Genomic DNA, 23,749 nt, shown 5'->3' with positions numbered 1-23,749 from the left:
GTCCCTCGCCCGGGCTACGCTCGGCCGGAGATAGCTGGCTGGCAGGATCCATGCGCCCAGAGTGGAACGCATCAGTCTCCGCCAGAGGCGCACTGCTTGTCGCCCCCTTTATAAATCAGATACGGATCCGACTCGCCGCGAATCACTTTATCGTCAATCACCACCTTGGAGATATGCTCCGAGGAGGGGAGTTCGTACATGGTATCCAGCAAGGTATGCTCGAGGATGGTACGCAGGCCGCGGGCCCCGGTCTTTCGCTCCATGGCACGCTGAGCGATGGAGCGCAGCGCATCCTCGCGAATCTCCAGTTCGCAGCCTTCCATCTCGAAGAGCTTGCGATACTGCTTGACCAATGCATTCTTGGGCTCCGTGAGAATCTTCACCAGCGCATCCTGGTCCAACTCCTCCAGAGTGGCCACGACCGGAAGACGCCCGACGAATTCGGGAATGAGCCCATAGCGGATCAGGTCTTCCGCCTCAACGTCCGCCAGAACCTGACCCACATTAGGCCGCTCGTCCTTGCTCTTGACTTCGGCCGAGAAGCCGATTCCGCCCTTCTCCGAGCGGGAACGGATGATCTTGTCCAGCCCCGCGAACGCGCCGCCGCAGATGAACAGTATGTTGGCGGTATTGACCTGCAGAAACTCCTGCTGCGGGTGCTTGCGCCCCCCTTGCGGCGGAACCGACGCAATGGTGCCTTCAATCAGCTTGAGCAGCGCCTGCTGTACCCCTTCCCCCGACACGTCGCGGGTAATGGAGGGGTTGTCCGACTTGCGGGAAATCTTGTCGATCTCGTCGATGTAGACGATGCCCGACTCGGCCTTCTCCACGTCGTAGTCGCACTTCTGCAGGATCTTCTGGATGATGTTCTCCACATCCTCGCCCACGTACCCAGCTTCGGTGAGCGTGGTCGCGTCGGCGATGGTGAAGGGTACATCCAGCAAGCGCGCCAGGGTTTCCGCCAACAAGGTCTTGCCGGAGCCAGTGGGGCCGATGAGCAGGATATTGCTCTTGGCCAGCTCCACATCGTTCTTCTTACCTTGGGCGCGCAGCCGCTTGTAATGGTTGTATACCGCAACCGCCAGGATGCGCTTGGCCTTTTCCTGGCCGATGACGTATTCGTCCAGAACCGTCTTTATCTCCTTGGGCTTGGGCAGTTTGTCAGACCCAGCGGAGACATTCTCTTGCAGCTCCTCGCGAATGATGTCGTTGCAAAGCTCGACACATTCATCGCACACAAATACGGCGGGACCTGCAATGAGCTTACGAACCTCATGCTGGCTTTTGCCACAAAAAGAGCAGTAAAGGAGCTTCCCGCTCCCTTCCTTGCCATTCTTCTCGTCACTCATCGCAAACCCCTTATCTCTGTCGCCCTCGCCACCTAATCGCCAGGACCAATTCGCAGTTCAAGACTACCCACGGAAACCAAAATCCGCAAGTTTTCAACTTTCGCTCGATACGCAGGCCAATGCCCGCGGATCAGGCACCTACCGCAACGCGGCTGGACAAGACCTTGTCGATTAGACCGTATTGGACCGCGTCCTCGCCACCCATGAAATTGTCGCGATCGGTGTCCACCTGAATCTTTTCCAGAGGCTGGCCGGTATGCTTGGCCAGAATCTTGTTTAGGCGTTCACGCACCGCAAGGATCTCCCGCGCATGAATATCGATGTCGCTGGCCTGCCCTTGGAAGCCGCCCAAAGGCTGATGGATCATGACCCGCGAATGCGGCAGGGAGTAACGTTTGCCGGCGGCGCCGCCTGCCAGCAGGAGCGCACCCATGCTCGCGGCCTGGCCCACACAGAGGGTACTGACGTCCGGCTTGATAAACTGCATGGTGTCGTAGATGGCCAGCCCCGCAGTCACCACGCCGCCCGGTGAATTGATGTACAAGTGTATGTCTTTGTCGGGATTCTCCGACTCCAAAAACAACATCTGCGCAATCACCAGGTTGGCCATGTAATCTTCCACCGGCCCCACCAGGAAAATCACGCGCTCCTTCAACAGCCGCGAGTAGATGTCGAAAGCCCGCTCGCCGCGGGACGACTGTTCGATAACGATAGGCACCAGCCCGGTCGCTTGCGTTTCCATCATAGCGGTAGTCTCTTTCATGCCTTTAGGGTCCTGTCTCATGCCGCGGCCGAATCTTGTTGCGCCGACTTCATCAACTCCTCGAACGCCACCTGCTCCTCGTTCACCTTGGCCTTAGCCAGGACCGCGTCCACCACCTGGTCTTCCAGGACCATGCTTTCAACCTGACGCAGTTGCTCCGGATTCGAGTAATACCAGGAAACCACCTGCTCAGGGCTCTCGTAACTGACCGCGAGATCCTCCACTGCGGCGCGCACGCGCTTGGCGTCGACAGAAAGCTTTTCGGCCTCGATGATCTTGCCAAGCACCAAGCCCAGGGAGACCCGGCGCCGCGCGATGGGCTCAAAGCGCTCTTTCAAGGGGGACTCGTCCAAATGCTGCTGGCGCTTCTTGGCGGTCTGGCGGTAGGGATTCAACATGTGTTCAACCTCTTGATCCACCATCACACGGGGCAGAGGCAACGCGGAATGGGCTGCGTAGAGGGCGTCCATGACCGACGTCTTGGTACGCGATGCCAGCGCGCGATTCATTTCGCGCTCCATGTTGCCCTTGATGTCATCACGGAAGGAGGCCACATCGCCGTTCTCCACACCAAACGACTCCAGGAACCCCTCTGACTCGACCTCCGGCAGCACACCCTCCTCCACCTTTTCTATTTCCACGGTGAATTCGGCGGTCTTGCCGGCCAGCTTCTTGTTGCCGTAATCTTCCGGAAAGCTCAGATCAAGCTTCAAGGTGCCCCCGGCCGCAGCGCCCACCAAGCCATCCTCGAAACCGGGGATCAGTTGCTTGGAGCCGATCACCACCTGAAAGTTTTCCACCTTGCCATCGGTGAAGTTCTCGCCCTCGCAGACCCCCTCGAAGTGGATGGTCAGGCGGTCACCCTCAGCCGCTGGCCGCCCGGCTTCTTGCCAGGTCTTGCGTTGCTCGCGCAGGCGCAACACCATCCCGTCCACGTCCGACTCAGCCACCGTTGAAGCGAAACGCGTCACCTCCAGTGTTTCAAGGGAAGCCAGGGAAAACTCCGGCACCACCTCGAAATCCGCCTCATAAACCAGGCCCTTGCCCTCGGCCGATTCCTTGGGCGTGATCATGGGACTGGCAGCCAGATTGAGCTTTTCTTCCCGGACGGCGTCGTAGAAACTCGACTGGATCAGATCGGCCACGACCTCGTCCCGCACACTGGGTCCGAAGCGTTTCTTGATCAGACTCTGTGGTGCCTTACCGGGACGAAAACCGTCGATTTTGACCCTTCCGGCTAGCCCGCGCAGGCGGGTGTTCACTTGTTCCTGGATCTTTTCCTCCGGAACCTGGACGGTCATTTTTCTGCTCAACTCGGATGTCGTCTCGACGGACACTTGCATCGTACTAACCTCAAAATGGAATGAAAAATCTCTCAGTGGAACCGGCAGTCTGCTCCCCGACTCCTGCGGGGGCGTCTTGAAACCAAGTTAGGGAGCCACGGGACGGTGAAATCTAGAAAGGGTCTGGTTCGCTTGATACTGGTGCGAATGGAGAGACTCGAACTCTCAAGGGTTGCCCCACTGGAACCTAAATCCAGCGCGTCTACCAATTTCGCCACATTCGCGTGCGGAAGTCCGCTCGATTATACTCGCTTTGCGTCACTTTGCCGACGGATTAGCACGAGCGAGCACTGCCATGACGGCGATCAACCGCGGGTTGCGCCGAGTCCGACGCGTCATGTCTCCATTATATTGAGACGTGGCCGGTTTTTCACGACGCGACACCCGTACCCTTTGACCACCGCCAGCGAACCTATTTCAATCCGCCGCCACAGACGAAGCGCAAGTCCATCCACCATGAGCGCCGCCACCGAGACCGAAGGGATAATCAAATTTGATCTGGCACGAATTGAGGGGCCCGGTCCCGATGCGGACATCCTTAGAGAAACCCTCGTCTGGCGCGCGGTCCTGTTCCGACTGGAATTGACAGGACAGACAGCGGGCCGCTACGGGGGCCTTGCCTACGGCAACATCAGCCGGCGGCTTACCGGCAACAGCTTCGCAATCAGCGGGACGCAGACGGGGGGCAAGCCTCACCTGGCACCGGTCGATTTTTGCGTGATCGAGGACTTTGACATAAACCGCAATGCGGTCAGTTACCGAGGCCCGCTTGCCCCGTCTTCAGAAGCGCTGACACACGCAGCCGTTTATCAGGCAAATCCAAGCTGCCAGTGCGTTATCCACGTTCATTCGCCGCAAATCTGGCGTCACTTCAAAGCTCGGGCACTGCCGGCCACCTCGGCCCGTGCTGCTTACGGCACCTTGGCGCTGGCACACGAGGCGGGACTCCTCGCGGGCAGTCAAGCCGCCGGAACTTTTGCCATGCTCGGGCATCAGGACGGGATCATCGCCTACGGCGGGAGCACCGAGGCCGCTGCATGCAGACTGCTCCACTGCTTGGGGGACGCGCTGACTCAAGATCCGGGGGCGTGATACAGCGCCAGCCATATAACCGGCCCCTCGGGGTCGGTCCATTCGACCCGATGCCGCCGATGGGCGGGCAGCAGAACATAGTCGCCTGCCCGAAGTTCGAGCAACGTCGTCTCGCCCTCCAGACGCAACTTCGCCGCCCCCTGCACGAGCAGGACCCACTCATCCCAAGCCTGGTCGTACCACTCACCGACCGGGGTCGCGCACGATAACGAGACGATGCGCTCCAGCGTGATGGTCGATGTGCGCCACAATATTTCAATACATTCACCCGGTGCATCCAGCGAGGGCAATGCATCAAATAGATTGCCCCGGCTTAACGCCATCACCAAAAGCTCGCGAATGCCGGATTTCTTTTACCATGCCCACGCCAGATTCGGCATGAGCATCGGAAAAGAATCCGAGACCTGGTGTTTTTCGCGCCGCCGGTAAACCGTGCGATCCCTAAATACAACCCCCTTATGGATATGGGCATGCTTGGCAACAATGTTCCTGACCCGGCATCTGCTAGACGATTTGCGCGTTTTTTTACTCATGATAACCCCACATAGAACCTGATATGAAAAACACCATTAAGAAACGAGAAAAAAGCCAAAGACGCGACCGCATCGAACCGAAAGATTTCCTGCATTACGATGCGTCACGTTGACTACGAAATGCGTAAAAATACGCGGTTCGTAACTAGAATAGTCCTGCCTGAGACGGTGAATACTCGCCACGGCAGCCCTGAGGCCCGACCAATCTTAAACCACCGCCCGCGCGTAAGAGCATCGCAGGCGGCAGCATTCCGCTCCGGACCAAGGTTAGAATAGCATCAACACCTAACCAGACCGCTGGAACACCAGAATTTAAGCGGCAAAGTGAAGTCGGGCACAATTAGCCCCTGACCACTACTTTTTACGAACGTTAGACTTCAAACTCTTCGAGGCTACGCCCCTGATCCATCAACTCACGCAACCACCGCGGCTTCATGCCTCGACCGGTCCACTTATCGGACGGATTGTCCGGATTGCGATACTTTACCGGAACCGTACCACCTTTTCTGCCCGTAGCCTTGACATTCTCGGTAATTTCGACAGAAACATTTATGGAAGCCGCTAACTCCTTGATCTGCGCCAAGACTTCCTTGCGCTTGCCTTCCTGCTTGTTTTTCAGAACTTTCTGAGCATCCTCGATCATTGCTGCTAGCTCCAATTCAGAAAGCTCAGTCAACTCGTTTTTCTTCATAATTAGGTCTCTCTATCTAGGTTGTTGTTCATGAATACGCCCAAGCTTTATTCTAATGGCATTTACCAGATCATACAAATAGAATGCAGCCAAAACCATCCGAAGCAAACAGGAATTTATTCTCCAGATTTCACGCTTTATATTCCAGTACTTGACAGAGTCAATCAACTTTAGTCAAGACGAAGTTCTTTCTAGTTTGTCACCTGCAATCGACAAGCGAGCACCCCGCCTACCTTACGCAATGACCCTCTAGCTCATATGAACGGCGCAATCCAAAAAACCGGCGACTTTTCACCACTAAACCCGCAGTTACCACAACATCCGCGGGACATAGTCAATTGGGGAGGACTTCCGGGCTGTGGCGATTCCCTTTGCCTTGCCCAAGCCATACGTTCTTCCGCTGGATTTTACCTGGTTGTCACGGCCGATATGCAGACGACCCTAAGACTGGAACGGGAGTTGCGCTTCTTTCTGGATGACAACTGGCCTGTCATGCATTTCCCGGATTGGGAAACCTTGCCCTACGACGTCTTTTCGCCTCTGCCGGAAATCGTGTCGCAGCGCATTAGGACCTTGGTGCAATTACCCGAGGTACAACGTGGAGTCTTGGTCGTAACCGCCGCCACACTCATGCAGAAACTGGCGCCACGCACCCATATCGTTGCCAATTCATTCAATCTGCGCAAAGGTGGTCGACTGAGCATCGATGAAACTCGCCTGCGCCTGGAGGGCGTGGGCTATCAATGCGTTTCCCAGGTTCTGCAACATGGCGAGTTCGCCATTCGCGGTTCGATCGTCGATATTTTTCCCATGGCCAGCGGTATTCCTTACCGCATCGAACTGTTCGACGAGGAAGTGGAATCCATACGCGTTTTCTCGCCCGAAACCCAACGATCGGAGGGCAAGGTTGATGAGATCAGCCTCTTTCCAACCCGTGAATTCCCATTGGACGATGAAGCCGTCAAGTTGTTCCGGCGCGCCTATCGAACTCAGTTTCCCGACATACCGCTAAACAACCCGCTTTATCAGGATGTCAGCAAGGGGCTTTCCCCTGGCGGTATCGAATACTATCTGCCGCTGTTCGTGGAGCATACCGATACCCTTTTCGACTACCTGCCGCAACAAACCACGATCGTTCGGCATGGCAACATCGGCGCCGCGGCGGACGCTTTCTTCGCCGAAACCTGCGACCGGCAGCGCCTGCGCAAAGGCAATATCGACCGACCGGCCCTGCCCGTGGACATGCTCTACTTGAGCCCAGACGAAATGGATGCCCGTCTGAAGTCCCACCGGCAAGTGGATATTCCCCCGGAGTCCGAGCCAAGCGCGAAGCCTATGGCTAACTGCCAGCCTTTGCCAAATTTGGCCTTGGAGCCCAAGCAGAAACAGCCGGCGGCGGAGTTACTCAGATTTCTGGAGAGTTTCGACGGCAAAGTTCTATTCGTGGCTGAAACGGCCGGTCACCGCGAAGCACTGCTGGAAACACTGGGCAAATACAAAATTCGTCCTCGCCTGATCGAATCCTGGCCGGACTTCCTGCGCGCGGAAAAGGAACTGTGCCTACTGGTAGCGCCGCTGGATCAAGGTATCTGGATACAGCAACCGTCGCAGCTGGCCATCATCACCGAGACCCAGTTGTCAGGCGACAAGGTCCAGCAGCGCCGACGCCGCCGGGCCGCGCACAGGGACTTCGGATCGCTGATGCGCAATCTGGAGGAATTGGAGATCGGCGCTCCGGTGGTGCACCAAGAGCACGGCGTCGGCCGCTACCTCGGTCTGCAGCGGCTCACTGTCGGAGGCATCGACGCGGAATTTCTCACCATTGAATACGCCGGCAAAGACAAACTGTATGTGCCGGTGTCCTCTCTGCATGTGATCAGCCGCTACAGTGGAGCCGGCGACAGCGACGCTCCGCTGCACAAGTTGGGCGGCGAGCAATGGCAGAAGCTCAGGCGCCGCGCCATGGAGCGGGCAAGGGACGTGGCAGCCGAACTGCTGGATATCTATGCCAAACGTGAGGCCAAACCGGGACACGCCTATCAGACGCTGAACGAGGACTATCAGGCATTCGCGGCTGCATTCCCGTTCGAGGAGACGCCGGATCAGGAAAATGCCATCCTCGATGTCATAAATGACATGTCTGCGGCACGCCCCATGGACCGGGTGGTTTGCGGGGACGTCGGCTTTGGCAAGACTGAAGTAGCCATGCGCGCGGCCTTCATTGCCGCTCAGAACGGCCGCCAGGTTGCCGTATTGGTGCCGACCACCCTGCTAGCCCAACAGCATTTCCAGAACTTCCGCGATCGCTTCGCCGACTGGCCGGTGCGTATCGAAACCGTGTCGCGCTTCGTCGGCAAGAAACAGCAGGATGAGTTCGCGCAGGCGCTGGCGGAAGGCAAGATCGATATCCTCATCGGCACTCACAAGCTGCTGCAGAAGGATATCCGCTTCAAGAACCTGGGCCTGGCCATCATCGACGAGGAACATCGCTTTGGCGTGGCACAGAAGGAGCACTTCAAGAAACTGCGCAGCGAGTTGGATTTCCTCACCCTGACCGCCACACCCATTCCCCGTACCCTGAACATGGCCTTGGGAGGCCTGCGCGACATATCCATCATTGCCACGCCACCGCCGAACCGCCACGCCATCCAGACCTTTGTCAGCGAATGGAGCGACACCCTGGTTCAGGAAGCCATCCTCCGCGAAATCAAGCGCGGCGGGCAGGTGTATTTCCTGCACAATAAGATCGAAACCATGGAAAAAACCGCGCGGGACCTGGAGCGACTGGTGCCCGCCGCCCGCATACAGATCGCCCATGGCCAGATGCCGGAACGGGAGCTGGAGCGCATCATGTTGGACTTCTATCACCAGCGTTTCAACGTGCTGCTTTCCACCACCATCATCGAAAGCGGCATCGACATTCCCAGCGCCAACACCATCCTCATTAACCGCGCCGACCAGTTGGGATTGGCGCAATTGCATCAGTTACGGGGCCGGGTCGGCCGCTCGCATCATCGCGCCTACGCCTACCTGCTGGTGCCGCCCAAGTCCCTCATAACCGCCGATGCCGCCAAGCGACTGGAAGCCATCGAAGCCTCGGGCGAATTGGGCGCCGGGTTCATGATCTCCACCCATGACATGGAGATACGCGGCGCCGGGGAGCTGCTCGGCGAGGATCAGAGCGGCCAGATCCAGGAGATCGGCTTCAGTCTCTACACGGAGTTGCTGGAAAGGGCGGTGCACGCCCTGCGTTCCGGCCAGCAACCGGAACTCGAGGCCCCGCTGGAAACCGGCCCCGAGATCGACCTGCAATTCCCGGCCTTGATCCCGGACGACTATCTGCCCGACGTACATGCCCGGCTGGTGCTGTACAAGCGCATCTCCAGCGCCCGTGACGATGAGGAGCTCAGGGCCTTGCAGGTGGAAATGATCGACCGTTTCGGACTGCTACCGCCCGCGACCAAAAATCTGTTTGCCGTAACCACCATGAAGCTCAAGGCGGACCCTCTCAGTGTGCGCAAGATCGAGGCAACCCAGACCGGGGGCCGCATCCTGTTCAAGCCTAAGCCCAACATCGACCCGGTCCAGGTCATCATGCTGATCCAGACCCAGCCGCAGGTGTTCCGCATGGATGGACCCGACAAAATTCGGTTTACGCGCGATTTCGATACGCCCGAGAGTAAAATCAGTTTTATCGAGGACTTGTTGACTACACTGAAACCCGCCGGTTAAAACTGCCCGCCCGCCGGAGCGTCCGCACACGCGGACGCCCGGTGCCTCGCCCGCGACGTAATCCCATGGAGTCTCGATGCGTCATTTCCTGTCTTCACTGATCGTCACCGCCCTCGGCTTGTCGGCAGCCTACTATTGGGGCGGAGCGGCCGCCCTGCTAACGGCCACCTTCCTGGGAATCATGGAGGTGAGCCTCTCGTTCGACAACGCCGTGGTCAACGCTACGGTGCTTCGTGACATGAGCCCGCACTGGCAACGCCGATTCCTCACCTGGGGCATGCTGATCGCGGTGTTCGGCGTACGTTTTCTGCTACCCGTGCTGATCGTGGCCTGGGTCACCGGGCATGAACTGGTCAGCGTGGTGGTCATGGCCCTTAAACAGCCGGATGAGTATGCCCGCCACCTGAGCGAAGCCCACGCGGAGATCACTCTATTCGGCGCGATGTACCTGCTCCTGGTCTTCCTGGCTTTCTTCTTCCAGGAAAACAAGTCGCTGCACTGGGTGTCCTGGCTGGAGCGGCGCCTGGCGAGCATGGGCAAGCTGGAATCCATCGAAGTGGTACTGGCGCTGCTCGCGCTCCTAGGCATCCAGCATTTCCTGCCTGAATCCGAGCGCCTGCCGGCCATGATCGCGGGCCTGGCGGGCGTCATCCTGTTTGTCGTAATCAAGAGCGTATCGACCCTCTTCGAACACGTCGGGCCAGCGAGCGATACAGTCCACAAGGCGGGGTTCGTCTCTTTCCTGTATCTGGAACTGCTGGACCTGTCCTTCTCCTTCGATGGCGTGATAGGCGCTTTCGCCATCACCAAGGATGTGGTCGTCATCCTGCTGGGGCTGACTATTGGCGCCATGTTCGTGCGCAGCCTCACTCTGTTCCTGGTGCAGCGGAACATGCTGGAGGAGTACCTGTTCCTCGAGCACGGAGCTCATTACGCCATTGGCGCACTGGCCCTGCTGATGCTCGCCGATACCTTCGCGCACGTCCCCGAGTGGGCGACCGGTCTGATCGGCATGAGCCTGATCCTGATGTCCCTGTGGTCCTCCATCCGGCTGCGCCGTAAGGCGGCCAGGTAATGGCTCGCACGCGCGGGAGCGAAAACTGCCTCACGCCGGCTTGTAATCCAGGACCGCTTGCCGCATAATGCGCGCTCTTTCGTTAGCCCGGCCCTCGGGATCAGGCAGAAACGTAAGATTTCTATGGCGAGCCATGTTGGTCCCCTCGCAATGATACGCTGCGAACCCCGCCAGGCCCGGAAGGGAGCAACGGTAGTAGCGGATTCGTGTGCCGGGGTGCGGCTTTCCTGGCTTGCCACCCCATCTCTTCCCCGATTCCAGTAGACGCAAGTCATGGCCTATCAGGCGCTTGCCCGCAAATGGCGTCCGCGCAACTTCAAGGAAGTCGTTGGCCAGGAGCACGTGGTCAAGGCTCTGACCCACGCACTGGAGTTCGACCGCACCCACCACGCCTACCTTTTCACCGGCACGCGCGGCGTGGGCAAAACCACCTTGGCCCGCATCCTGGCCAAGGCCATGAATTGTGACGCCCGCTCGGGCGCCGATCCCTGTGGGCAATGCCTGATTTGCCGCGAAGTGGACGAAGGCCGCTTCGTAGACCTGATCGAGGTCGATGCCGCCTCACGCACCAAGGTCGAGGACACCCGCGAGTTGCTTGAAAACGTGCAGTATGCTCCCAGCCAGGGGCGCTTCAAGGTCTATCTGATAGACGAAGTGCACATGCTGTCCGGCCACAGCTTCAACGCCTTGCTCAAGACCCTGGAAGAACCCCCGCCGCACGTCAAGTTCCTGCTGGCGACCACGGATCCGCAGAAGATCCCGGTCACCGTCCTGTCGCGCTGCCTGCAGTTCAACCTGAAGCGCCTGAGCGCCGAGCAAATTCGTGGCCAGATGGAACGAATACTGCGCGAGGAGTCGATTGCCTTCGATTCGAACGCCCTGCGCAGCTTGGCCCGTGCCGCCGACGGCAGCATGCGCGACGGCCTAAGCCTGCTCGATCAGGCCATCGCCCACGGTGGCGGCAGCTTAGCCGAGGAACCGGTCAGCGCGATGCTGGGCACGGTGGCGCGTACCCCCCTGTTTGATCTGCTGTGGGCGCTGGCCGAAAGCAACGCGGCGAAGCTGCTGGAGATCTCCGCCGACATGGCGGCCCATGCATCCAGCTTCAGCGACGCCCTGCAGCAGATGCTGATCATCCTGCACCATGCGGCGCTGGCGCAGTGGGTCCCGGAGGCTGTGCGCCACGACGATGACGCGGACGCCCTGCTGGCGCTGGCGGAGCACATCCCGGCAGATGACCTGCAGCTCTATTACCAGATTGCCTTGCTGGGCCAGCGCGACCTGCCTCTGGCCCCGGACCCGCGCGCCGGCTTTGAAATGGTGCTGTTGCGAATGCTGGCTTTCCGGCCGGACACTGCAGGCACGGAACCGGGCGGTGAATCGCAGGCGCCGGCGCGTCCTGTCCTCGCGCAACAGCCCAAGCCGCGCACCGTTGCGGCGCCCCTCCCGGCCAGCGTCGCCACAGCGCCCGCGCCGCCGCCCAAGGCCAACGCAGATTCCGGCGACTGGCCGCAGATGATCCGAGCCATGGGGCTTTCCGGCCTGACTCAGCAACTGGCGCAAAACTGCACCTTGGTGACCGTGGACGACAGCCGCGTCGTCCTTGCCTTGGATCCCCAGTTTGGCAGCGTCCGCACCGCACAGTTGGAAAGCAAGCTGGAGAAAGCCCTGCAGCAGCATTTCGGCCGCCCCGTGAAACTCAGCTTCAGTGCCGATACGCCGCAGCAGGAGACGCCAGCCGCCCTGATTCAGCGTGCGCGCGAAGAACGCCAGCGACAGGCCGAGCAGGAAATTGAGCAGGATGAGAACATTCGCGCCTTGAAGGAGCGTTTCGATGCGCGCGTTCTTCCGGGCTCCATCAAACCCTTGGACTAGCGGCTGCTGGCGCTCAAGACCGCAGCACGCTCCGGGTTATTTCACCGCACCATTCGGAGAACACGCATGAAGAATCCCCTGGCAAGCCTGATGCAGCAGGCCCAGCAAATGCAGGAAAATGTCCGCAAGGCTCAGGAAGAGCTTGCCAGCACCGAGGTCCATGGAGAATCGGGCGGTGGTTTGGTCAAGATCGTCATGAATGGCAAGCGCGAGGTCCTCAAGCTCAGCATCGACGACAGTCTGGTCAAGGACGACCGCGACATGTTGGAAGACCTGGTGGCTGCCGCCGTCAACGACGCCGTGCGTAAGGTGGGCAAGCTAAAGCAGGAGAAGATGGCGAGCCTGACGGGAGGCATCGAGCTGCCGGCCGGCTTCAAACTGCCATTTTGAGCGATGCGCGCCGGGGGCGGCAAGATCGAGCGGCTCATACAGGCCTTCCGCTGCCTGCCCGGGGTGGGACCGAAGTCTGCGCAGCGCATGACCTTGCATCTGTTGCAGCGCAATCGTGAAGGCGCCCAAGCCCTGGCAGAAGCCTTGCTCGATGCGCTGGAACACATAGGCCACTGTCGCCTGTGCCGCACCCTGACAGAGGGCGAACTCTGCCCGGTCTGCAGCGACCCACGCCGCGATACGGGTACCCTCTGCGTCGTGGAATCCCCTTCCGAAGTATTTGCCATCGAACAAGCCACCGGCTTCAAGGGCCGCTTCTTCGTTCTCAATGGGCGACTCTCGCCCCTGGACGGCATCGGTCCCGACGAACTCCACCTGCAGCTTTTGGAGCAGCGCCTCGGGGCGGGTTCGGTCAGTGAACTGATCCTGGCGACTAACACGACCGTGGAAGGTGAAGCGACAGCCCATTACATCAGCGAAATGGCCAGGCAGTACGGGGTGCGCGCCACCCGCATCGCCTACGGCGTGCCATTCGGCGGCGAACTGGAGTATGTTGACGGGACCACCCTGGCTCACGCCTTCAAGGGCCGCCGGGATTTTTGAACCGAGGAGTAAAGCCGATGTCAGACTGCCTGTTCTGCAAGATGGTCGCGGGCGATATCAAACCGAACATCGTCCTGGAAACCGACCACGTGCTCGCTTTCCGGGACATCCGTCCCCAGGCGCCCACCCATGTGCTGGTGATTCCGAAGCAACACATAGCCACCCTCGACGACTTCCCGGCTGAAAATGTCCCCCTGGCAGGCGCCTTGCTGGCGGCAGTACAGCAGGTAGCCAAACTGGAGGGACTCGACCGTGACGGCTATCGTACGGTCATTAACTGCCGAGCCAATGGCGGACAGGAAGTCTACCACCTGCACTTGCACGTGCTGGGCGGACGAGCCTTGCATTGGCCGCCCGGCTGAGCACCATCACTCGCGGATAGCGCAAGGAGCTCGGTCGAATCGCACGCGCTTGCCGGCGCCGCTGCATTCAATCCGTAGGACAGGCAACACGCCCAGGCCTTGCAGTTCCTGAGCTGCAGACATGAGACGGAACCGGTCGCCGCCCATAACATTCATCAAGCATCTATTTTTTGGTCGACACCAAAAAGACTTTGGGTTAGTCTTTCCCGCATATTCAAACTTACTCCTTCATGCGGAGTCTTCCCATGGTCCACAAGCAGCTCCAGTACTATCTCGCGAATCTGCACCACGACCTGCCCGCCGGCATCGTGGTATTCCTGGTGGCATTGCCCTTGTGCCTGGGCATTGCCCTGGCATCCGGCGCACCTCTGTTCTCCGGGGTCATCGCCGGCGTCGTCGGCGGGCTTCTGGTTTCCTGGCTGAGCGGCTCCCAACTCTCCGTCAGCGGACCGGCGGCCGGCTTGACGGTCATCATCCTCAATGCCATAGAACAATTGGGGAAATTCGAGTCCCTGCTACTGAGCGTCGCCCTGGCCGGCGCCGTGCAGCTGCTACTGGGCTTTTTAAGGGCCGGGGTGATCGGTGCGTACTTTCCAGCGGCCGTGATCAAGGGCATGCTTTCGGCCATCGGCATCATCCTGATCATGAAGCAAATTCCTCACGCGGTCGGCTACGATAGCGATTTTGAGGGCGATGAGGCCTATCTCCAGTCCGACACGCACACCACATTTTCCGAGATGGCGTATGCCCTTCAGGCGATTTCGCCGGGCGCGGTCATCGTCAGCGCCGTAGCCATCATCATCATGCTGCTGTGGGAAACGCCGTTCTTCAAGAGCAGAAAGCTGCTGTCCCTGCTTCCCGGCCCCCTGGTCGCCGTCCTGTGGGGATTGGGCTTCAATATCTGGTCACAGGCGTACGCGCCGGAATGGGGTATAGCCAAGGAACACCTGGTAAACCTGCCGGTAATTCATCATCCGCTGGAGTTCTTCCGGCAGTTTACTCTCCCGGACTTCTCGCAGCTCAGCAATCCGAAGGTCTACACGCTGGCGCTGACCATCGCCATCGTCGCCAGCCTTGAAACCTTGCTGAGCCTGGAGGCTGTTGACAAGATCGATCCCCTTAAACGGGTCGCGCCCACCAATCGCGAACTGAAGGCGCAAGGGGTCGGGAACCTCGTCTGCGGCCTGCTCGGCGGGCTGCCCATGACTGCCGTGATCGTGCGCAGCGCCGCCAATGTGAGCGCCGGCGGACGCACCAAGGTCGCCTGCTTTGTGCATGGCGTGCTTCTGCTGCTAAGCGTCATGTTCCTGACAGAATACCTGGATCTGATCCCGCTCTCGTGCCTGGCGGCCGTGCTGCTGCTCACCGGCTACAAGCTGGCCAAGCCGCAACTGTTCCGCGACATGTACCGCCGGGGCTTCAATCAGTTCGCCCCTTTCCTGGTCACCCTGCTGGCCATTCTGTTGACCGACCTGCTGAAAGGCATTGCCGTGGGCATCGCCGTGGGTCTGTTCTTCGTCATTCGTGCCAATTTCCACGCCGCCATTTCCTTCACTCGGGATGGCCGCAACTATCTAGTCCGCTTGCAGAAAGACGTATCCTTCCTGAACAAGGCGCTATTACGCGCTTATCTCGATCGCATCGAGGAAAATGGCTTTGTTATCATCGACGGCACCCGAGCCCAGTTCGTGGATGATGACATCCTGGAAACCATCGTCGACTTCGTGGAAGCCGCCAAGGACGACAACATCACGGTGGAACTGAAAAATCTTGCCATACGGGAGGGATTCGCCCCTTCCGGCAGTGGCCATTGAAGTATCGTTTGAAAGGGGGACGAGATGAAATCGATCGAACGCCTGTTACTGGAAAACAAGGCCTGGGCGCAGGAAAAGCTGGAGCAAGACCCGAACTTTCTGGATCACTTGCGTCAGGACCGCAAGTGCAAGGTCTTCTGGATCGGCTGTTCAGACAGCCGGGTGCACGCGGACGAGATCACCAACAGCGAACCTGGGGAAATCCTGGTCCACCGGAATACCGGCAATCAGGTAAGCCACTCCGACTTCAACCTGCTGGGCGCCCTGGAATACGCCGTGAACATCCTGGAGGTGGAGCATGTCATCGTGTGCGGCCACTACCGCTGCAAAGGCGTACGGGCGGCCATGAACAAGCCCAATCCCAATCTCTTTTTCGCCAATAAGTGGTTGAAGAACATCAAGGATGTCTACCGTTTGCACCGGCGTGAAATCGACGCGGAGGAATCCGAGGAAGGCCGCTGGGGGCGTCTGGTGGAAGTCAACGTCATCGAACAGGCGCATAACCTGGCCCATTCCGCCATCATCCAGAAGTCCTGGATCAAGAGCCGCTTGCCGCTGATTCACGGATGGATCTATGGCCTGCACGACGGCATCATCAAGGAGTTGATCACCCTGACGCCGGAGATGCAACTCGACCCGCTTTATCAATATGACTTAGAATAAGCGCCCAACGCGCCCGGCTGCGACTTATCAACCGACCGGCGCACGGACGCCCCTGGCCCGCGGTGAACCGCAACTTGGCTCGCGCAAAGGCGCCAGCGGCCTCAGCCAAGACCATCCCGAGAAGATTCATGAAACTGATTGCGACCGGACTGATCGGCCTTCTGGCCTTCTCATCCCTAACCTTTGCCGCGGAACGCTCCAAGAAGATGCCTGAAACCACTGCCACCAAAGTCAAGTTCGAAACTACGCTGGGCGATTTCGTCCTCCAACTGGATCCCGCCAAGGCGCCCGTCACGGTGAAAAACTTCATCACCTATGTGAAGGAAGGCCATTACAACGGCACCATCTTCCACCGCGTCATTCCGGGGTTCATGGCACAAGGCGGTGGATACACCCAGGATTTCAAGCAGAAGGCTACCCATGCCTCGATCAAGAATGAGGCAGACAATGGTTTGCCCAACAAGCGCGGAAGCATCGCCATGGCGCGCACGCCGGACCCGAATTCAGCCTCTTCGCAGTTCTTCATCAACTTCAAGGACAACACCTTCCTCAACTACACCAGCCCGACCCCGCAGGGCTGGGGTTACGCCGTGTTCGGCGAGGTAGTGGAGGGCATGGACGTCGTGGACGCCATGGCCAAGGTGCCGACGGGCCCTGGTGGCCCCATGCCTACCGATGTGCCGCAAACACCCATCGTGGTCGAGAAGGCCACCGTCGTCAGCGAATAGAAGCCCTTACGCCCGGGCCCCACGAAGGCCTGGGCAATCCCCTGCCCTACGGCCCACTTCCCGTGCGCCAGGACATTCTCTTCATATCAGATCTGCACCTCAGCGCGGCGCGACCCGAAACCACGCGCTGCTTTTTGAGCTTTGCACAGGGTCGAGCGCGTGGCGCCCGCCAGCTCTACATACTCGGCGATCTGTTCGACGCCTACATTGGCGACGATGACAACTCGACACCCAACCGTCAGGTCAAGCACGCACTGCGATCATTGGCTGAGAGCGGCACCGAACTCTTCTTTCAACACGGAAACCGGGACTTTCTCGTGGGGGAACGCTTCTGCCGGGAGACCGGGGCTAACCTACTCGAGGATTACGCCCTGGTCCAGGTCGGCGGGGAAACCGTCCTCGTCACCCACGGCGATCTGCTGTGCACAGACGACCTGCCCTACCAGAGCGCGCGGGTCCGGGTACGCAGCGCGCAATGGAAACGCAATGCCTTGTCCAAGCCTCTGCTCGTCCGCCAGCTTTACGCGCGCTGGTACCGCGTCAAGAGCGGCCTCGACAAACGCGGCAAGACCCTGGAGATCATGGATGCCAACCCTGATACCGTGACCGAGGTGATGCGCCGCTTCGGGGTGAAGACCCTAGTACATGGCCACACCCACCGCCCCGCCATCCATGAACTCACAGTGGATGGCGCGGCCGCCACACGCAGGGTGCTGGCGGAGTGGCACGGTGACGGCTCGGCCCTGTGCTGGAGCCCGCAGTCCGGCTGGACCGCCGAGCACTTCAGCGCCTGAGCCGAACCGCGCGCGGCTCCTTTCAGAACAAGCCGCTGATGCGTCCTTGGGCGTCGATGTCGATATGCTCGGCGGCCGGCACCTTGGGCAATCCCGGCATCGTCATCATATTACCGCAGATCACCACCACGAATTCCGCTCCATGGGAGGGGCGCACCTCGCGGATGGAGAGTACATGGCCCGTCGGCGCGCCCTTGAGGCCCGGGTCATTGGAAAAGGAATACTGGTTCTTGGCGATGCACACCGGGAAGTGGCTGTATTCCTCGCTGAGCTGCGCCAGTTGCTGGCGCGCCTTGATGTCCGCCGTCACTTCCGATGCCCCGTAGACCTTGGTGGCAATCGCCGTGATCTTGTCCCACAGCGGAGCATTCTCGTCATAGAGGAATTGGAACCTGGACTCGCCCGAGTCCACCAGGCGCAATACTTCTTCGGCCAGTTCGACGGCACCCGCGCCGCCCTCGGCCCAGTGCCGGCAAATCACCGCCTTGCCGCCAAACTCCTCGACCTTGCTCTTCAGCAAGGCAATCTCAGCGTCCGTATCGGACACGAAATGGTTGATCGCCACTACGCAGGGTAGACCAAAACGCTCCTTGATATTGGTCATATGCCGCGCCAGGTTGGCGAAGCCAGCCTCCAGTGCCTGCAGATTCTCCTGGGTCAGTTCCTTAACCGGCACGCCGCCATGGGACTTGAGTGCTCGCACCGTAGCCACCAGCACTACCGCGTCGGGTTTCAAGCCGGCCTTGCGGCACTTGATGTCGATGAATTTCTCCGCGCCCAAGTCGGCGCCGAACCCGGCTTCGGTCACCACGTAGTCGGCCATTTTCAGCGCGGATTTTGTCGCGATGATGGTGTTGCAGCCGTGTGCGATGTTGGCGAAGGGACCGCCGTGCACGAAAACCGGATTGTTCTCCAGGGTCTGGACCAGGTTGGGGCGCAGGGCGTCCTTGAGCAGCGCCGCCATGGCACCGTGCGCATTCAGGTCGCGGGCGAACACCGGCTTGCTGCCGCTGCGCGTGTAGCCCACCAGGATATTGCCCAGCCGTTCCTTCAACTCGGCGAGGGTATTGGATAGGCAGAGAATGGCCATCACCTCCGAGGCGGCTATGATGTCGAAGCCGTCCTCGCGGGGGAAGCCGTTAGCCGTGCCACCCAGGCCCACCACGATGTTCCGCAGGGCGCGGTCGTTCATGTCCATCACCCGCTTCCACTGGATCTGGCGAAGATCCAGATCCAGGGCGTTACCCTGGTGAATGTGATTGTCGATCATGGCCGACAACAGGTTGTGCGCCACGCCGATGGCATGGAAATCGCCAGTGAAGTGCAGGTTGATGTCCTCCATGGGCACCACCTGGGCATAACCGCCCCCCGCCGCGCCACCCTTCACGCCGAAGCAGGGCCCCAGTGCCGGCTCGCGCAGGCAGATCATGGTGCGCTTGCCGATGCGGTTCAGGGCATCGCCCAGACCCACGGTGGTGGTGGTCTTGCCCTCACCCGCCGGGGTGGGGCTGATGGCGGTGACCAGGATCAGTTTGCCATCGGGCTTGTCCTTGAGACTCTCGATATACTCAAAAGACAGTTTGGCCTTGTAGTGGCCGTAAGGGTCCAGATGCTGCGGCGCTATGCCAAGGCGTTCTTCCGCCAGGCGGATGATGGGCTTGACGTCTGCCTTCTGTGCAATCTCGATATCCGACATGTATGCTCCTGATGCGGCCGCTGCGCGGCAGTTTCCGATGGAATGAATAACTTGGAATTATGAGGCTTCCGCAACAGCGCAGCAATCAAGGCCGCGCCGCGGATTACAGGCAGCCGGGAGGCTTGGGCAGGCCGGCGATGAGGCAGGCCTGCCGCACCGCGCTGTCAGGGAACAACAGTGCCAGGTAGCGGCTGTTGCCTTTTTCCGCTCCAAATCGCTTTTGCACCAGCTTGACGAACATGCGAGCGTTGGGAAGGTGGTCGTATTCGAGATAGTAGTTCCGGATGTGGCGCAGGATCTCCCAATGCGCCTCGGTCAATTCAATGCCGACACCCGCGGCCAGCACCTCCGCCGCCGCCTCGCACCAGTCATCAACATGGACCAGAAAGCCGCTCTCCGTCGTGGGGAGAAACCGGCCATTGACCTCGATCATGCCGCTCACCAGGAACAATTACGTTGATACTGGATACTCAGGTCCACGAAGTCCGAGTACTCGATCACCTGAATGTCGGAACGCAGGCGCTGAGGTACGATGCCCCGTGCTTCCAGGTCCGGCGCAAGGCAATACAGTGCGATGCCGCGTGCCCCGGCATCGGCTACGGCGGCGGCCGCGCAGGCATCGGCCAGTCCCGCGTAGGCCGCATCGCCAAGCAGCAACACGCCGTCTCCCATCCGAGCGCGTCCCAAGACGCCGGCCAGTTCCATCGGGGATGACGCCGAACGGCGCAACAAGTGTAAGATGGCCATCAGCAGGCTATCAGGATGTCAGCGGCATCCAGCAAGGCGGGAACCTCCGCCCGGGCAACCAATCGGGCGGGCAATACCAGGTCCTTGGTCGACACACCACGCTCCTGCAGCGATTCACGCTCGGCGAATACCTCGTCCACGTCATACAACGCCAGGGCCTGCAGTTGGGCCGCCACCGACCTTCGCCCGCGCGGGCGCTGCGCGTCCAGCAACTGAAACACGCCATCGTCGAGGAACAAAACGCGCACCGTCTGATCGAAAGCAGCAACGGTCAGGAGATGATCAAGGCTTTCCTGAGCCCAAAGCCCGGCATAGGGTGGGCGTCCCATCAGAAACAGAAAGCTGCGCATAAGACAGTGTCACTCGCGGAAAATCAAAACCCGGTCGGCTTTCAGGCAGGCGTCCACCCACACACCCAAGCCACTGAGTCGAAAGCCGGACGCCAGCCCCAAGCCTGGATCGCTGCCCTCGGGTGCCACGCCCCGGCGCTGCGCCGCGCTGATGCACACGTCCAGCACGAAGCCCTCGCGCTCGGCCAGTTCCGACCAGTTCGCGGCGAAAGAGACCCCGCCCTCCTGGGAAGGATCCTGCCTCACGCTTTGATAGACCCCTTCATGGTAGAAAAACACGCAGACAATCTCGTGCCCTTGCGCCAGCGCCGCTCTGATAAACTGATAGGCACTGTCACCACACTCGCCGGCCTGAGGGCTCCCGTGGACCTGGATGGCAAATTTCATTCGGACGCCCGCAAAACCAGACTGGAGCCCTGAATGTCTGGCGCTCCGCGGCCCCCGCCCGCGGCATCGCGCAGCGGCGTCGTTACCCAAACTGTCATCATGAAGTTCTTACCCCAAAAGCAGATTGCCTGCCTCTTGCTGCTATCCCAATCGGCTCTCGCCGCACCGGTCTCGGTGGTCCGGCCCGAGCAATTGGACCTGCAGTTGCCCGATACCGCCGGCCAGGTGATCGAACCGGCGCAGGCGGGAGCAGGCAACGGCGACAAGCGACCGGATATCCAGTTGCCGGAAATCGGAGACCCTTCCGGCACTATCATCACCCCGCTGCAGGAAAAGGCGCTGGGTGAGGCCTTTTTCAGAAGCCTGCACAATGAGCTCAACATCAACCAGGATCCTGAAATCAGCGACTACATTCAATCCATTGGCCAAAAGCTCGCGGCCAACAGCGATAATCCGTTTCAAGCCTACCATTTCTTTGTAGTGACCGACCCCGACATCAATGCGTTTGCGGGTCCCGGCGGTTACATCGGCGTCAATTCCGGCCTGATTCTGACCTCCGAGCAGGAAAGCGAACTGGCCTCGGTCCTGGCCCACGAAATTGCCCACGTGACCCAGCGCCATCTCTACCAGACGTTCCAAGCCGCCGGCCGCATGACCCTGCCGATGGCGGCGGCCATGCTGGCCGCGGTGCTGCTGGGTGCGAAGGCCGGTTCGGGTCAGATGAGTCAAGCCGCTATTGTCGCCGCGCAGGCGGCGAACATGCAGTACCAGATAAACTTCACCCGCGACAACGAAGCGGAAGCGGACCGCGTCGGCATGCAGATCCTGTCCCGCTCGGAATTCGATCCGCGCGCCATGCCCAACTTTTTCGAAAAGATGCAGCAGTCCACGCGGTTCGCCGGCCATGGCCTGCCCGAGTTTCTCCTCACCCATCCAGTGACCGTTTCACGTATCTCCGATACCCGAGGCCGAGCCGAGAAATTTACCTACCGCCAATACCCGGACTCCTTCGCCTACCAGATCATACGCGCCAAACTGAGAGTGCAGACAGCCCCATCACCGCAACAGGCGCTGGCCTATTTTCGGGCGATCACCGGCCACGGCACCCCCGAACAGCAGGACGTGACCCGCTACGGCCTCGCGCTCTCACTGATAGCGGCGATGAAATTCAAGGAGGGCCAACCGATCCTGCAGCAGCTCACGGCTAAATATCCTGAACAGTCCCAGTTCATCAATGCCCTGGCGCAATCCGAGGTCGACTCACGCGACTACCCCAGCGCCTTGCGCCTTTACGAACAGGCCCTGCAGAGATTCCCGAGCAACCGCGCGATTCGCCTCAATTTCACCAAGGCCCTCATGCTCACCGGCAACGCGCGCAAGGCGAAAAGTCTTCTGGAGGACATGGTGCACGAAGCGGCGGTTTCCCCGGAAGTGTATAACCTGATGGGGCAGTGTTACGCGGCCCTGGGGCGGGAGGCGGAATCGCACCGCTATGTTGCGGAAGCCTACTATGCCAATGGACAGACGCGGGCCGCCATCTTGCAGCTTCGAATCGCCCGAAGTCTAGCGGGGAAGGACTTCTATGTGAACGCCGTGATCGACGAGCGCCTCAAGCAGTTCATCGCCGAGGAAGAGGAGAAGCGGAAGCGCTAAGCCGATAGGCTGCGGAACGACGAGAACGCCCGCGGCTATTTGACCACTTTCAGGGTTGGCCGCGCCCGCTTGGGCTTGCCCTCGACCGGGGATGGCGTCTCTGCGGGAGGCGGCGTGTCATCGTCCCCCTCGGTCGAATCGAACACCATGCCACGGCCATTCTCCCGCGCATAAATCGCCAGAACCGCGGGGGTCGGAACAGACACCTGCGTGGGTTGGCCACCGAAACGCGCACTGAAGGCGATTTCCTGATCACCCATGGAAAGACCGTGAACCGCCTGCGGCCTAAGGTTCAATACGATGCGGCCCTCCTCCACGTACTGCCTCGGCGCCACCACACCCTCCGCATCGGCATTCACCAGCAAATAGGGGGTACAGTCGTTGTCCACGATCCACTCATAGACGGCGCGGATCAAATAGGGCTTCAAAGGCTTCATCAGGCCGTAAGCAGCTCTGCGCCTACCCCGAACTCCCGCTCCTGGTCGCTCAGGCTGGCCTGGAAGCCGTCTCGCTCGAACAAGCGCACAGCGTAGTTCTTGATGACCTCGGCCTGTTTCGGCAGATCGATGCCCAGGGAAGGCAGCCTCCAGAGCAGGGGCCCCAGGGTGCAGTCCACCAGCGAGAATTCCTCGCTCAAGAAAAATGGTTTGGCGGCAAACACCGGTGTCGCCGCGATCAGGCTCTCGCGCAGCATCTTCTTCGGCCTGGTCGCCTTCTTGTCGGCGGACTTCTCGATCTCGTCCAGCAGGCTGTACCAATCTTGCTCGATGCGGTGCACCAGCATGCGCGCCCGCGCCCGCGACACCGGATCCATGGGATGCAAGGGCGGGTGTGGAAAGCGCTCGTCCAGATACTCCATGATGATGCGCGAATCGTAGAGCACCAAGTCACGGTCTACCATGGTCGGGGTGCTGCCGTAGGGATTCAGCTCAAGCAGGTCTTCCGGAGGCTGCTGCGGGTCAACATACTCCACGTCCGCCGCGATCCCCTTTTCGTGCAGCACGAACCGGGCGCGATGACTGTAGGCACACGTTGGGGAACAGAACAACGTCATCACCGATTTGCGACTAGCCGCAGTTGCCACGCTTAGATCCTCACGAATAACGACC

At 60.0% G+C, this 23,749-nt stretch carries 25 protein-coding genes, 1 tRNA gene and 1 other RNA gene; 13 read left to right on the top strand and 14 right to left on the bottom strand.

The window, feature by feature from the left end; all coding sequences use genetic code 11:
* Positions 1 to 71 precede the first annotated feature (71 nt).
* The 4 genes from clpX to EK23_RS12950 all read right to left on the bottom strand — a co-directional run bounded on the left by clpX (position 72) and on the right by EK23_RS12950 (position 3,679).
* On the bottom strand, positions 72 to 1,349 hold the full coding sequence (gene clpX, locus EK23_RS12965; protein ID WP_045225801.1) for an ATP-dependent Clp protease ATP-binding subunit ClpX: 1,278 nt from the start codon (positions 1,347 to 1,349) through the stop codon (positions 72 to 74).
* 130 nt (positions 1,350 to 1,479) lie between these two features.
* Positions 1,480 to 2,112: an ATP-dependent Clp endopeptidase proteolytic subunit ClpP gene (clpP, locus tag EK23_RS12960; protein WP_327037054.1), complete on the bottom strand. Its 633-nt coding sequence runs from the start codon at positions 2,110 to 2,112 to the stop codon at positions 1,480 to 1,482.
* Positions 2,113 to 2,129: 17 nt separating this feature from the next.
* Positions 2,130 to 3,455 (bottom strand): trigger factor, encoded by a 1,326-nt coding sequence (gene tig / locus EK23_RS12955; RefSeq protein ID WP_045225800.1) that lies wholly within the window; start codon positions 3,453 to 3,455, stop codon positions 2,130 to 2,132.
* A gap of 139 nt (positions 3,456 to 3,594) precedes the next feature.
* A tRNA-Leu gene (locus tag EK23_RS12950) sits at positions 3,595 to 3,679 on the bottom strand.
* A gap of 232 nt (positions 3,680 to 3,911) precedes the next feature.
* Here EK23_RS12950 and EK23_RS12945 point away from each other — a divergent pair.
* Positions 3,912 to 4,547 (top strand): class II aldolase/adducin family protein, encoded by a 636-nt coding sequence (locus tag EK23_RS12945; protein WP_045225799.1) that lies wholly within the window; start codon positions 3,912 to 3,914, stop codon positions 4,545 to 4,547.
* Here the strand turns inward: EK23_RS12945 and EK23_RS12940 are convergent.
* From EK23_RS12940 to EK23_RS12935, 3 genes are all read right to left on the bottom strand, one after another.
* Positions 4,529 to 4,870: a cupin domain-containing protein gene (locus EK23_RS12940; RefSeq protein WP_045225798.1), complete on the bottom strand. Its 342-nt coding sequence runs from the start codon at positions 4,868 to 4,870 to the stop codon at positions 4,529 to 4,531. The two genes, EK23_RS12945 and EK23_RS12940, sit on opposite strands and share 19 nt — an antisense overlap.
* A gap of 30 nt (positions 4,871 to 4,900) precedes the next feature.
* Entirely contained in the window at positions 4,901 to 5,080 is a 180-nt protein-coding gene (locus EK23_RS24860) for a DUF7230 family protein (protein WP_438941140.1), read from the bottom strand.
* A gap of 370 nt (positions 5,081 to 5,450) precedes the next feature.
* Positions 5,451 to 5,771: an H-NS histone family protein gene (locus tag EK23_RS12935; protein WP_045225797.1), complete on the bottom strand. Its 321-nt coding sequence runs from the start codon at positions 5,769 to 5,771 to the stop codon at positions 5,451 to 5,453.
* 258 nt (positions 5,772 to 6,029) lie between these two features.
* Here EK23_RS12935 and mfd point away from each other — a divergent pair, with 258 nt between their 5' ends.
* The 11 genes from mfd to EK23_RS12885 all read left to right on the top strand — a co-directional run bounded on the left by mfd (position 6,030) and on the right by EK23_RS12885 (position 17,807).
* Positions 6,030 to 9,503 carry a transcription-repair coupling factor gene (gene mfd, locus EK23_RS12930; protein ID WP_045225796.1) on the top strand — a complete coding sequence of 1,158 codons (3,474 nt, stop codon included), beginning with the start codon at positions 6,030 to 6,032 and terminating at the stop codon, positions 9,501 to 9,503.
* A gap of 76 nt (positions 9,504 to 9,579) precedes the next feature.
* Positions 9,580 to 10,578, top strand: a complete 999-nt coding sequence (locus EK23_RS12925; RefSeq protein ID WP_045225795.1) for a DUF475 domain-containing protein — start codon at positions 9,580 to 9,582, stop codon at positions 10,576 to 10,578.
* 134 nt (positions 10,579 to 10,712) lie between these two features.
* Positions 10,713 to 10,809, top strand: an RNA gene (ffs, locus tag EK23_RS22545) — signal recognition particle sRNA small type.
* Between the two features lie 42 nt (positions 10,810 to 10,851).
* Positions 10,852 to 12,453 carry a DNA polymerase III subunit gamma/tau gene (gene dnaX / locus EK23_RS12920; RefSeq protein WP_045225794.1) on the top strand — a complete coding sequence of 534 codons (1,602 nt, stop codon included), beginning with the start codon at positions 10,852 to 10,854 and terminating at the stop codon, positions 12,451 to 12,453.
* Positions 12,454 to 12,519: 66 nt separating this feature from the next.
* A complete protein-coding gene (locus tag EK23_RS12915) occupies positions 12,520 to 12,843 on the top strand; it encodes a YbaB/EbfC family nucleoid-associated protein (protein WP_045225793.1) in 324 nt (107 codons plus the stop codon).
* A gap of 3 nt (positions 12,844 to 12,846) precedes the next feature.
* Complete coding sequence (gene recR, locus EK23_RS12910) at positions 12,847 to 13,446, top strand: recombination mediator RecR (RefSeq protein ID WP_045225792.1); 600 nt, start codon at positions 12,847 to 12,849, stop codon at positions 13,444 to 13,446.
* Positions 13,447 to 13,463: 17 nt separating this feature from the next.
* Entirely contained in the window at positions 13,464 to 13,808 is a 345-nt protein-coding gene (locus EK23_RS12905) for a histidine triad nucleotide-binding protein (protein ID WP_045225791.1), read from the top strand.
* 245 nt (positions 13,809 to 14,053) lie between these two features.
* A complete protein-coding gene (locus tag EK23_RS12900) occupies positions 14,054 to 15,622 on the top strand; it encodes a SulP family inorganic anion transporter (RefSeq protein WP_045225790.1) in 1,569 nt (522 codons plus the stop codon).
* Positions 15,623 to 15,646: 24 nt separating this feature from the next.
* Positions 15,647 to 16,285: a carbonic anhydrase gene (locus EK23_RS12895; RefSeq protein ID WP_045225789.1), complete on the top strand. Its 639-nt coding sequence runs from the start codon at positions 15,647 to 15,649 to the stop codon at positions 16,283 to 16,285.
* A 206-nt stretch (positions 16,286 to 16,491) separates the two neighbouring features.
* On the top strand, positions 16,492 to 17,013 hold the full coding sequence (locus EK23_RS12890; protein ID WP_268748183.1) for a peptidylprolyl isomerase: 522 nt from the start codon (positions 16,492 to 16,494) through the stop codon (positions 17,011 to 17,013).
* A gap of 62 nt (positions 17,014 to 17,075) precedes the next feature.
* Positions 17,076 to 17,807 (top strand): UDP-2,3-diacylglucosamine diphosphatase, encoded by a 732-nt coding sequence (locus EK23_RS12885; protein ID WP_045225788.1) that lies wholly within the window; start codon positions 17,076 to 17,078, stop codon positions 17,805 to 17,807.
* Positions 17,808 to 17,829: 22 nt separating this feature from the next.
* On the opposite strand, the gene EK23_RS12880 is transcribed toward EK23_RS12885, so the two are convergent.
* The 5 genes from EK23_RS12880 to tusD all read right to left on the bottom strand — a co-directional run bounded on the left by EK23_RS12880 (position 17,830) and on the right by tusD (position 20,987).
* Positions 17,830 to 19,503 carry a formate--tetrahydrofolate ligase gene (locus tag EK23_RS12880; protein ID WP_045225787.1) on the bottom strand — a complete coding sequence of 558 codons (1,674 nt, stop codon included), beginning with the start codon at positions 19,501 to 19,503 and terminating at the stop codon, positions 17,830 to 17,832.
* A gap of 103 nt (positions 19,504 to 19,606) precedes the next feature.
* Positions 19,607 to 19,936 (bottom strand): TusE/DsrC/DsvC family sulfur relay protein, encoded by a 330-nt coding sequence (locus tag EK23_RS12875; protein ID WP_097990969.1) that lies wholly within the window; start codon positions 19,934 to 19,936, stop codon positions 19,607 to 19,609.
* A gap of 5 nt (positions 19,937 to 19,941) precedes the next feature.
* Positions 19,942 to 20,250 (bottom strand): sulfurtransferase complex subunit TusB, encoded by a 309-nt coding sequence (tusB, locus tag EK23_RS12870; RefSeq protein WP_045225786.1) that lies wholly within the window; start codon positions 20,248 to 20,250, stop codon positions 19,942 to 19,944.
* Positions 20,250 to 20,600, bottom strand: coding sequence for a sulfurtransferase complex subunit TusC (tusC, locus tag EK23_RS12865; RefSeq protein ID WP_045225785.1), 351 nt, complete (start codon positions 20,598 to 20,600; stop codon positions 20,250 to 20,252). The genes tusB and tusC overlap by 1 nt, the downstream gene beginning before the upstream one ends.
* A 9-nt stretch (positions 20,601 to 20,609) precedes the next feature.
* Positions 20,610 to 20,987 carry a sulfurtransferase complex subunit TusD gene (gene tusD, locus EK23_RS12860; RefSeq protein ID WP_045225784.1) on the bottom strand — a complete coding sequence of 126 codons (378 nt, stop codon included), beginning with the start codon at positions 20,985 to 20,987 and terminating at the stop codon, positions 20,610 to 20,612.
* 33 nt (positions 20,988 to 21,020) lie between these two features.
* Here tusD and EK23_RS12855 point away from each other — a divergent pair, with 33 nt between their 5' ends.
* Positions 21,021 to 22,640 (top strand): beta-barrel assembly-enhancing protease, encoded by a 1,620-nt coding sequence (locus EK23_RS12855; RefSeq protein WP_235282044.1) that lies wholly within the window; start codon positions 21,021 to 21,023, stop codon positions 22,638 to 22,640.
* Positions 22,641 to 22,675: 35 nt separating this feature from the next.
* Here the strand turns inward: EK23_RS12855 and EK23_RS12850 are convergent, their stop codons facing one another.
* Positions 22,676 to 23,077, bottom strand: a complete 402-nt coding sequence (locus EK23_RS12850) for a ClpXP protease specificity-enhancing factor (protein ID WP_045225783.1) — start codon at positions 23,075 to 23,077, stop codon at positions 22,676 to 22,678.
* Positions 23,077 to 23,724 (bottom strand): glutathione S-transferase N-terminal domain-containing protein, encoded by a 648-nt coding sequence (locus EK23_RS12845; protein ID WP_045225782.1) that lies wholly within the window; start codon positions 23,722 to 23,724, stop codon positions 23,077 to 23,079. Before EK23_RS12845 ends, EK23_RS12850 begins: the two co-directional genes overlap by 1 nt.
* Positions 23,725 to 23,749: the final 25 nt, after the last annotated feature.

The sequence above is a fragment of the Methyloterricola oryzae genome, assembly GCF_000934725.1.
In the GTDB taxonomy this organism is placed as follows: Bacteria; Pseudomonadota; Gammaproteobacteria; order Methylococcales; family Methylococcaceae; genus Methyloterricola; species Methyloterricola oryzae.
The sequence above is the reverse complement of the archived record's forward strand: the minus strand, read 5'-3'. Positions and strand labels throughout refer to the sequence as shown.

Bases quoted from the DNA above. Each gene is read 5' to 3' on its own strand.
- EK23_RS12880 (WP_045225787.1), bottom strand. From the start codon at position 19,503: ATGTCGGATATCGAGATTGCACAGAAGGCAGACGTCAAGCCCATCATC.
- EK23_RS12940 (WP_045225798.1), bottom strand. From the start codon at position 4,870: ATGGCGTTAAGCCGGGGCAATCTATTTGATGCATTGCCCTCGCTGGAT.
- recR (WP_045225792.1), top strand. From the start codon at position 12,847: ATGCGCGCCGGGGGCGGCAAGATCGAGCGGCTCATACAGGCCTTCCGC.
- EK23_RS12875 (WP_097990969.1), bottom strand. From the start codon at position 19,936: ATGATCGAGGTCAATGGCCGGTTTCTCCCCACGACGGAGAGCGGCTTT.
- EK23_RS12855 (WP_235282044.1), top strand. From the start codon at position 21,021: ATGTCTGGCGCTCCGCGGCCCCCGCCCGCGGCATCGCGCAGCGGCGTC.
- EK23_RS12915 (WP_045225793.1), top strand. From the start codon at position 12,520: ATGAAGAATCCCCTGGCAAGCCTGATGCAGCAGGCCCAGCAAATGCAG.
- tig (WP_045225800.1), bottom strand. From the start codon at position 3,455: ATGCAAGTGTCCGTCGAGACGACATCCGAGTTGAGCAGAAAAATGACC.
- clpP (WP_327037054.1), bottom strand. From the start codon at position 2,112: ATGAAAGAGACTACCGCTATGATGGAAACGCAAGCGACCGGGCTGGTG.
- tusB (WP_045225786.1), bottom strand. From the start codon at position 20,250: ATGGCCATCTTACACTTGTTGCGCCGTTCGGCGTCATCCCCGATGGAA.
- dnaX (WP_045225794.1), top strand. From the start codon at position 10,852: ATGGCCTATCAGGCGCTTGCCCGCAAATGGCGTCCGCGCAACTTCAAG.
- EK23_RS12945 (WP_045225799.1), top strand. From the start codon at position 3,912: ATGAGCGCCGCCACCGAGACCGAAGGGATAATCAAATTTGATCTGGCA.
- EK23_RS12925 (WP_045225795.1), top strand. From the start codon at position 9,580: ATGCGTCATTTCCTGTCTTCACTGATCGTCACCGCCCTCGGCTTGTCG.
- EK23_RS12890 (WP_268748183.1), top strand. From the start codon at position 16,492: ATGCCTGAAACCACTGCCACCAAAGTCAAGTTCGAAACTACGCTGGGC.
- EK23_RS24860 (WP_438941140.1), bottom strand. From the start codon at position 5,080: ATGAGTAAAAAAACGCGCAAATCGTCTAGCAGATGCCGGGTCAGGAAC.
- mfd (WP_045225796.1), top strand. From the start codon at position 6,030: ATGAACGGCGCAATCCAAAAAACCGGCGACTTTTCACCACTAAACCCG.
- EK23_RS12895 (WP_045225789.1), top strand. From the start codon at position 15,647: ATGAAATCGATCGAACGCCTGTTACTGGAAAACAAGGCCTGGGCGCAG.
- EK23_RS12850 (WP_045225783.1), bottom strand. From the start codon at position 23,077: ATGAAGCCTTTGAAGCCCTATTTGATCCGCGCCGTCTATGAGTGGATC.
- clpX (WP_045225801.1), bottom strand. From the start codon at position 1,349: ATGAGTGACGAGAAGAATGGCAAGGAAGGGAGCGGGAAGCTCCTTTAC.
- tusC (WP_045225785.1), bottom strand. From the start codon at position 20,600: ATGCGCAGCTTTCTGTTTCTGATGGGACGCCCACCCTATGCCGGGCTT.
- EK23_RS12900 (WP_045225790.1), top strand. From the start codon at position 14,054: ATGGTCCACAAGCAGCTCCAGTACTATCTCGCGAATCTGCACCACGAC.
- EK23_RS12905 (WP_045225791.1), top strand. From the start codon at position 13,464: ATGTCAGACTGCCTGTTCTGCAAGATGGTCGCGGGCGATATCAAACCG.
- tusD (WP_045225784.1), bottom strand. From the start codon at position 20,987: ATGAAATTTGCCATCCAGGTCCACGGGAGCCCTCAGGCCGGCGAGTGT.
- EK23_RS12935 (WP_045225797.1), bottom strand. From the start codon at position 5,771: ATGAAGAAAAACGAGTTGACTGAGCTTTCTGAATTGGAGCTAGCAGCA.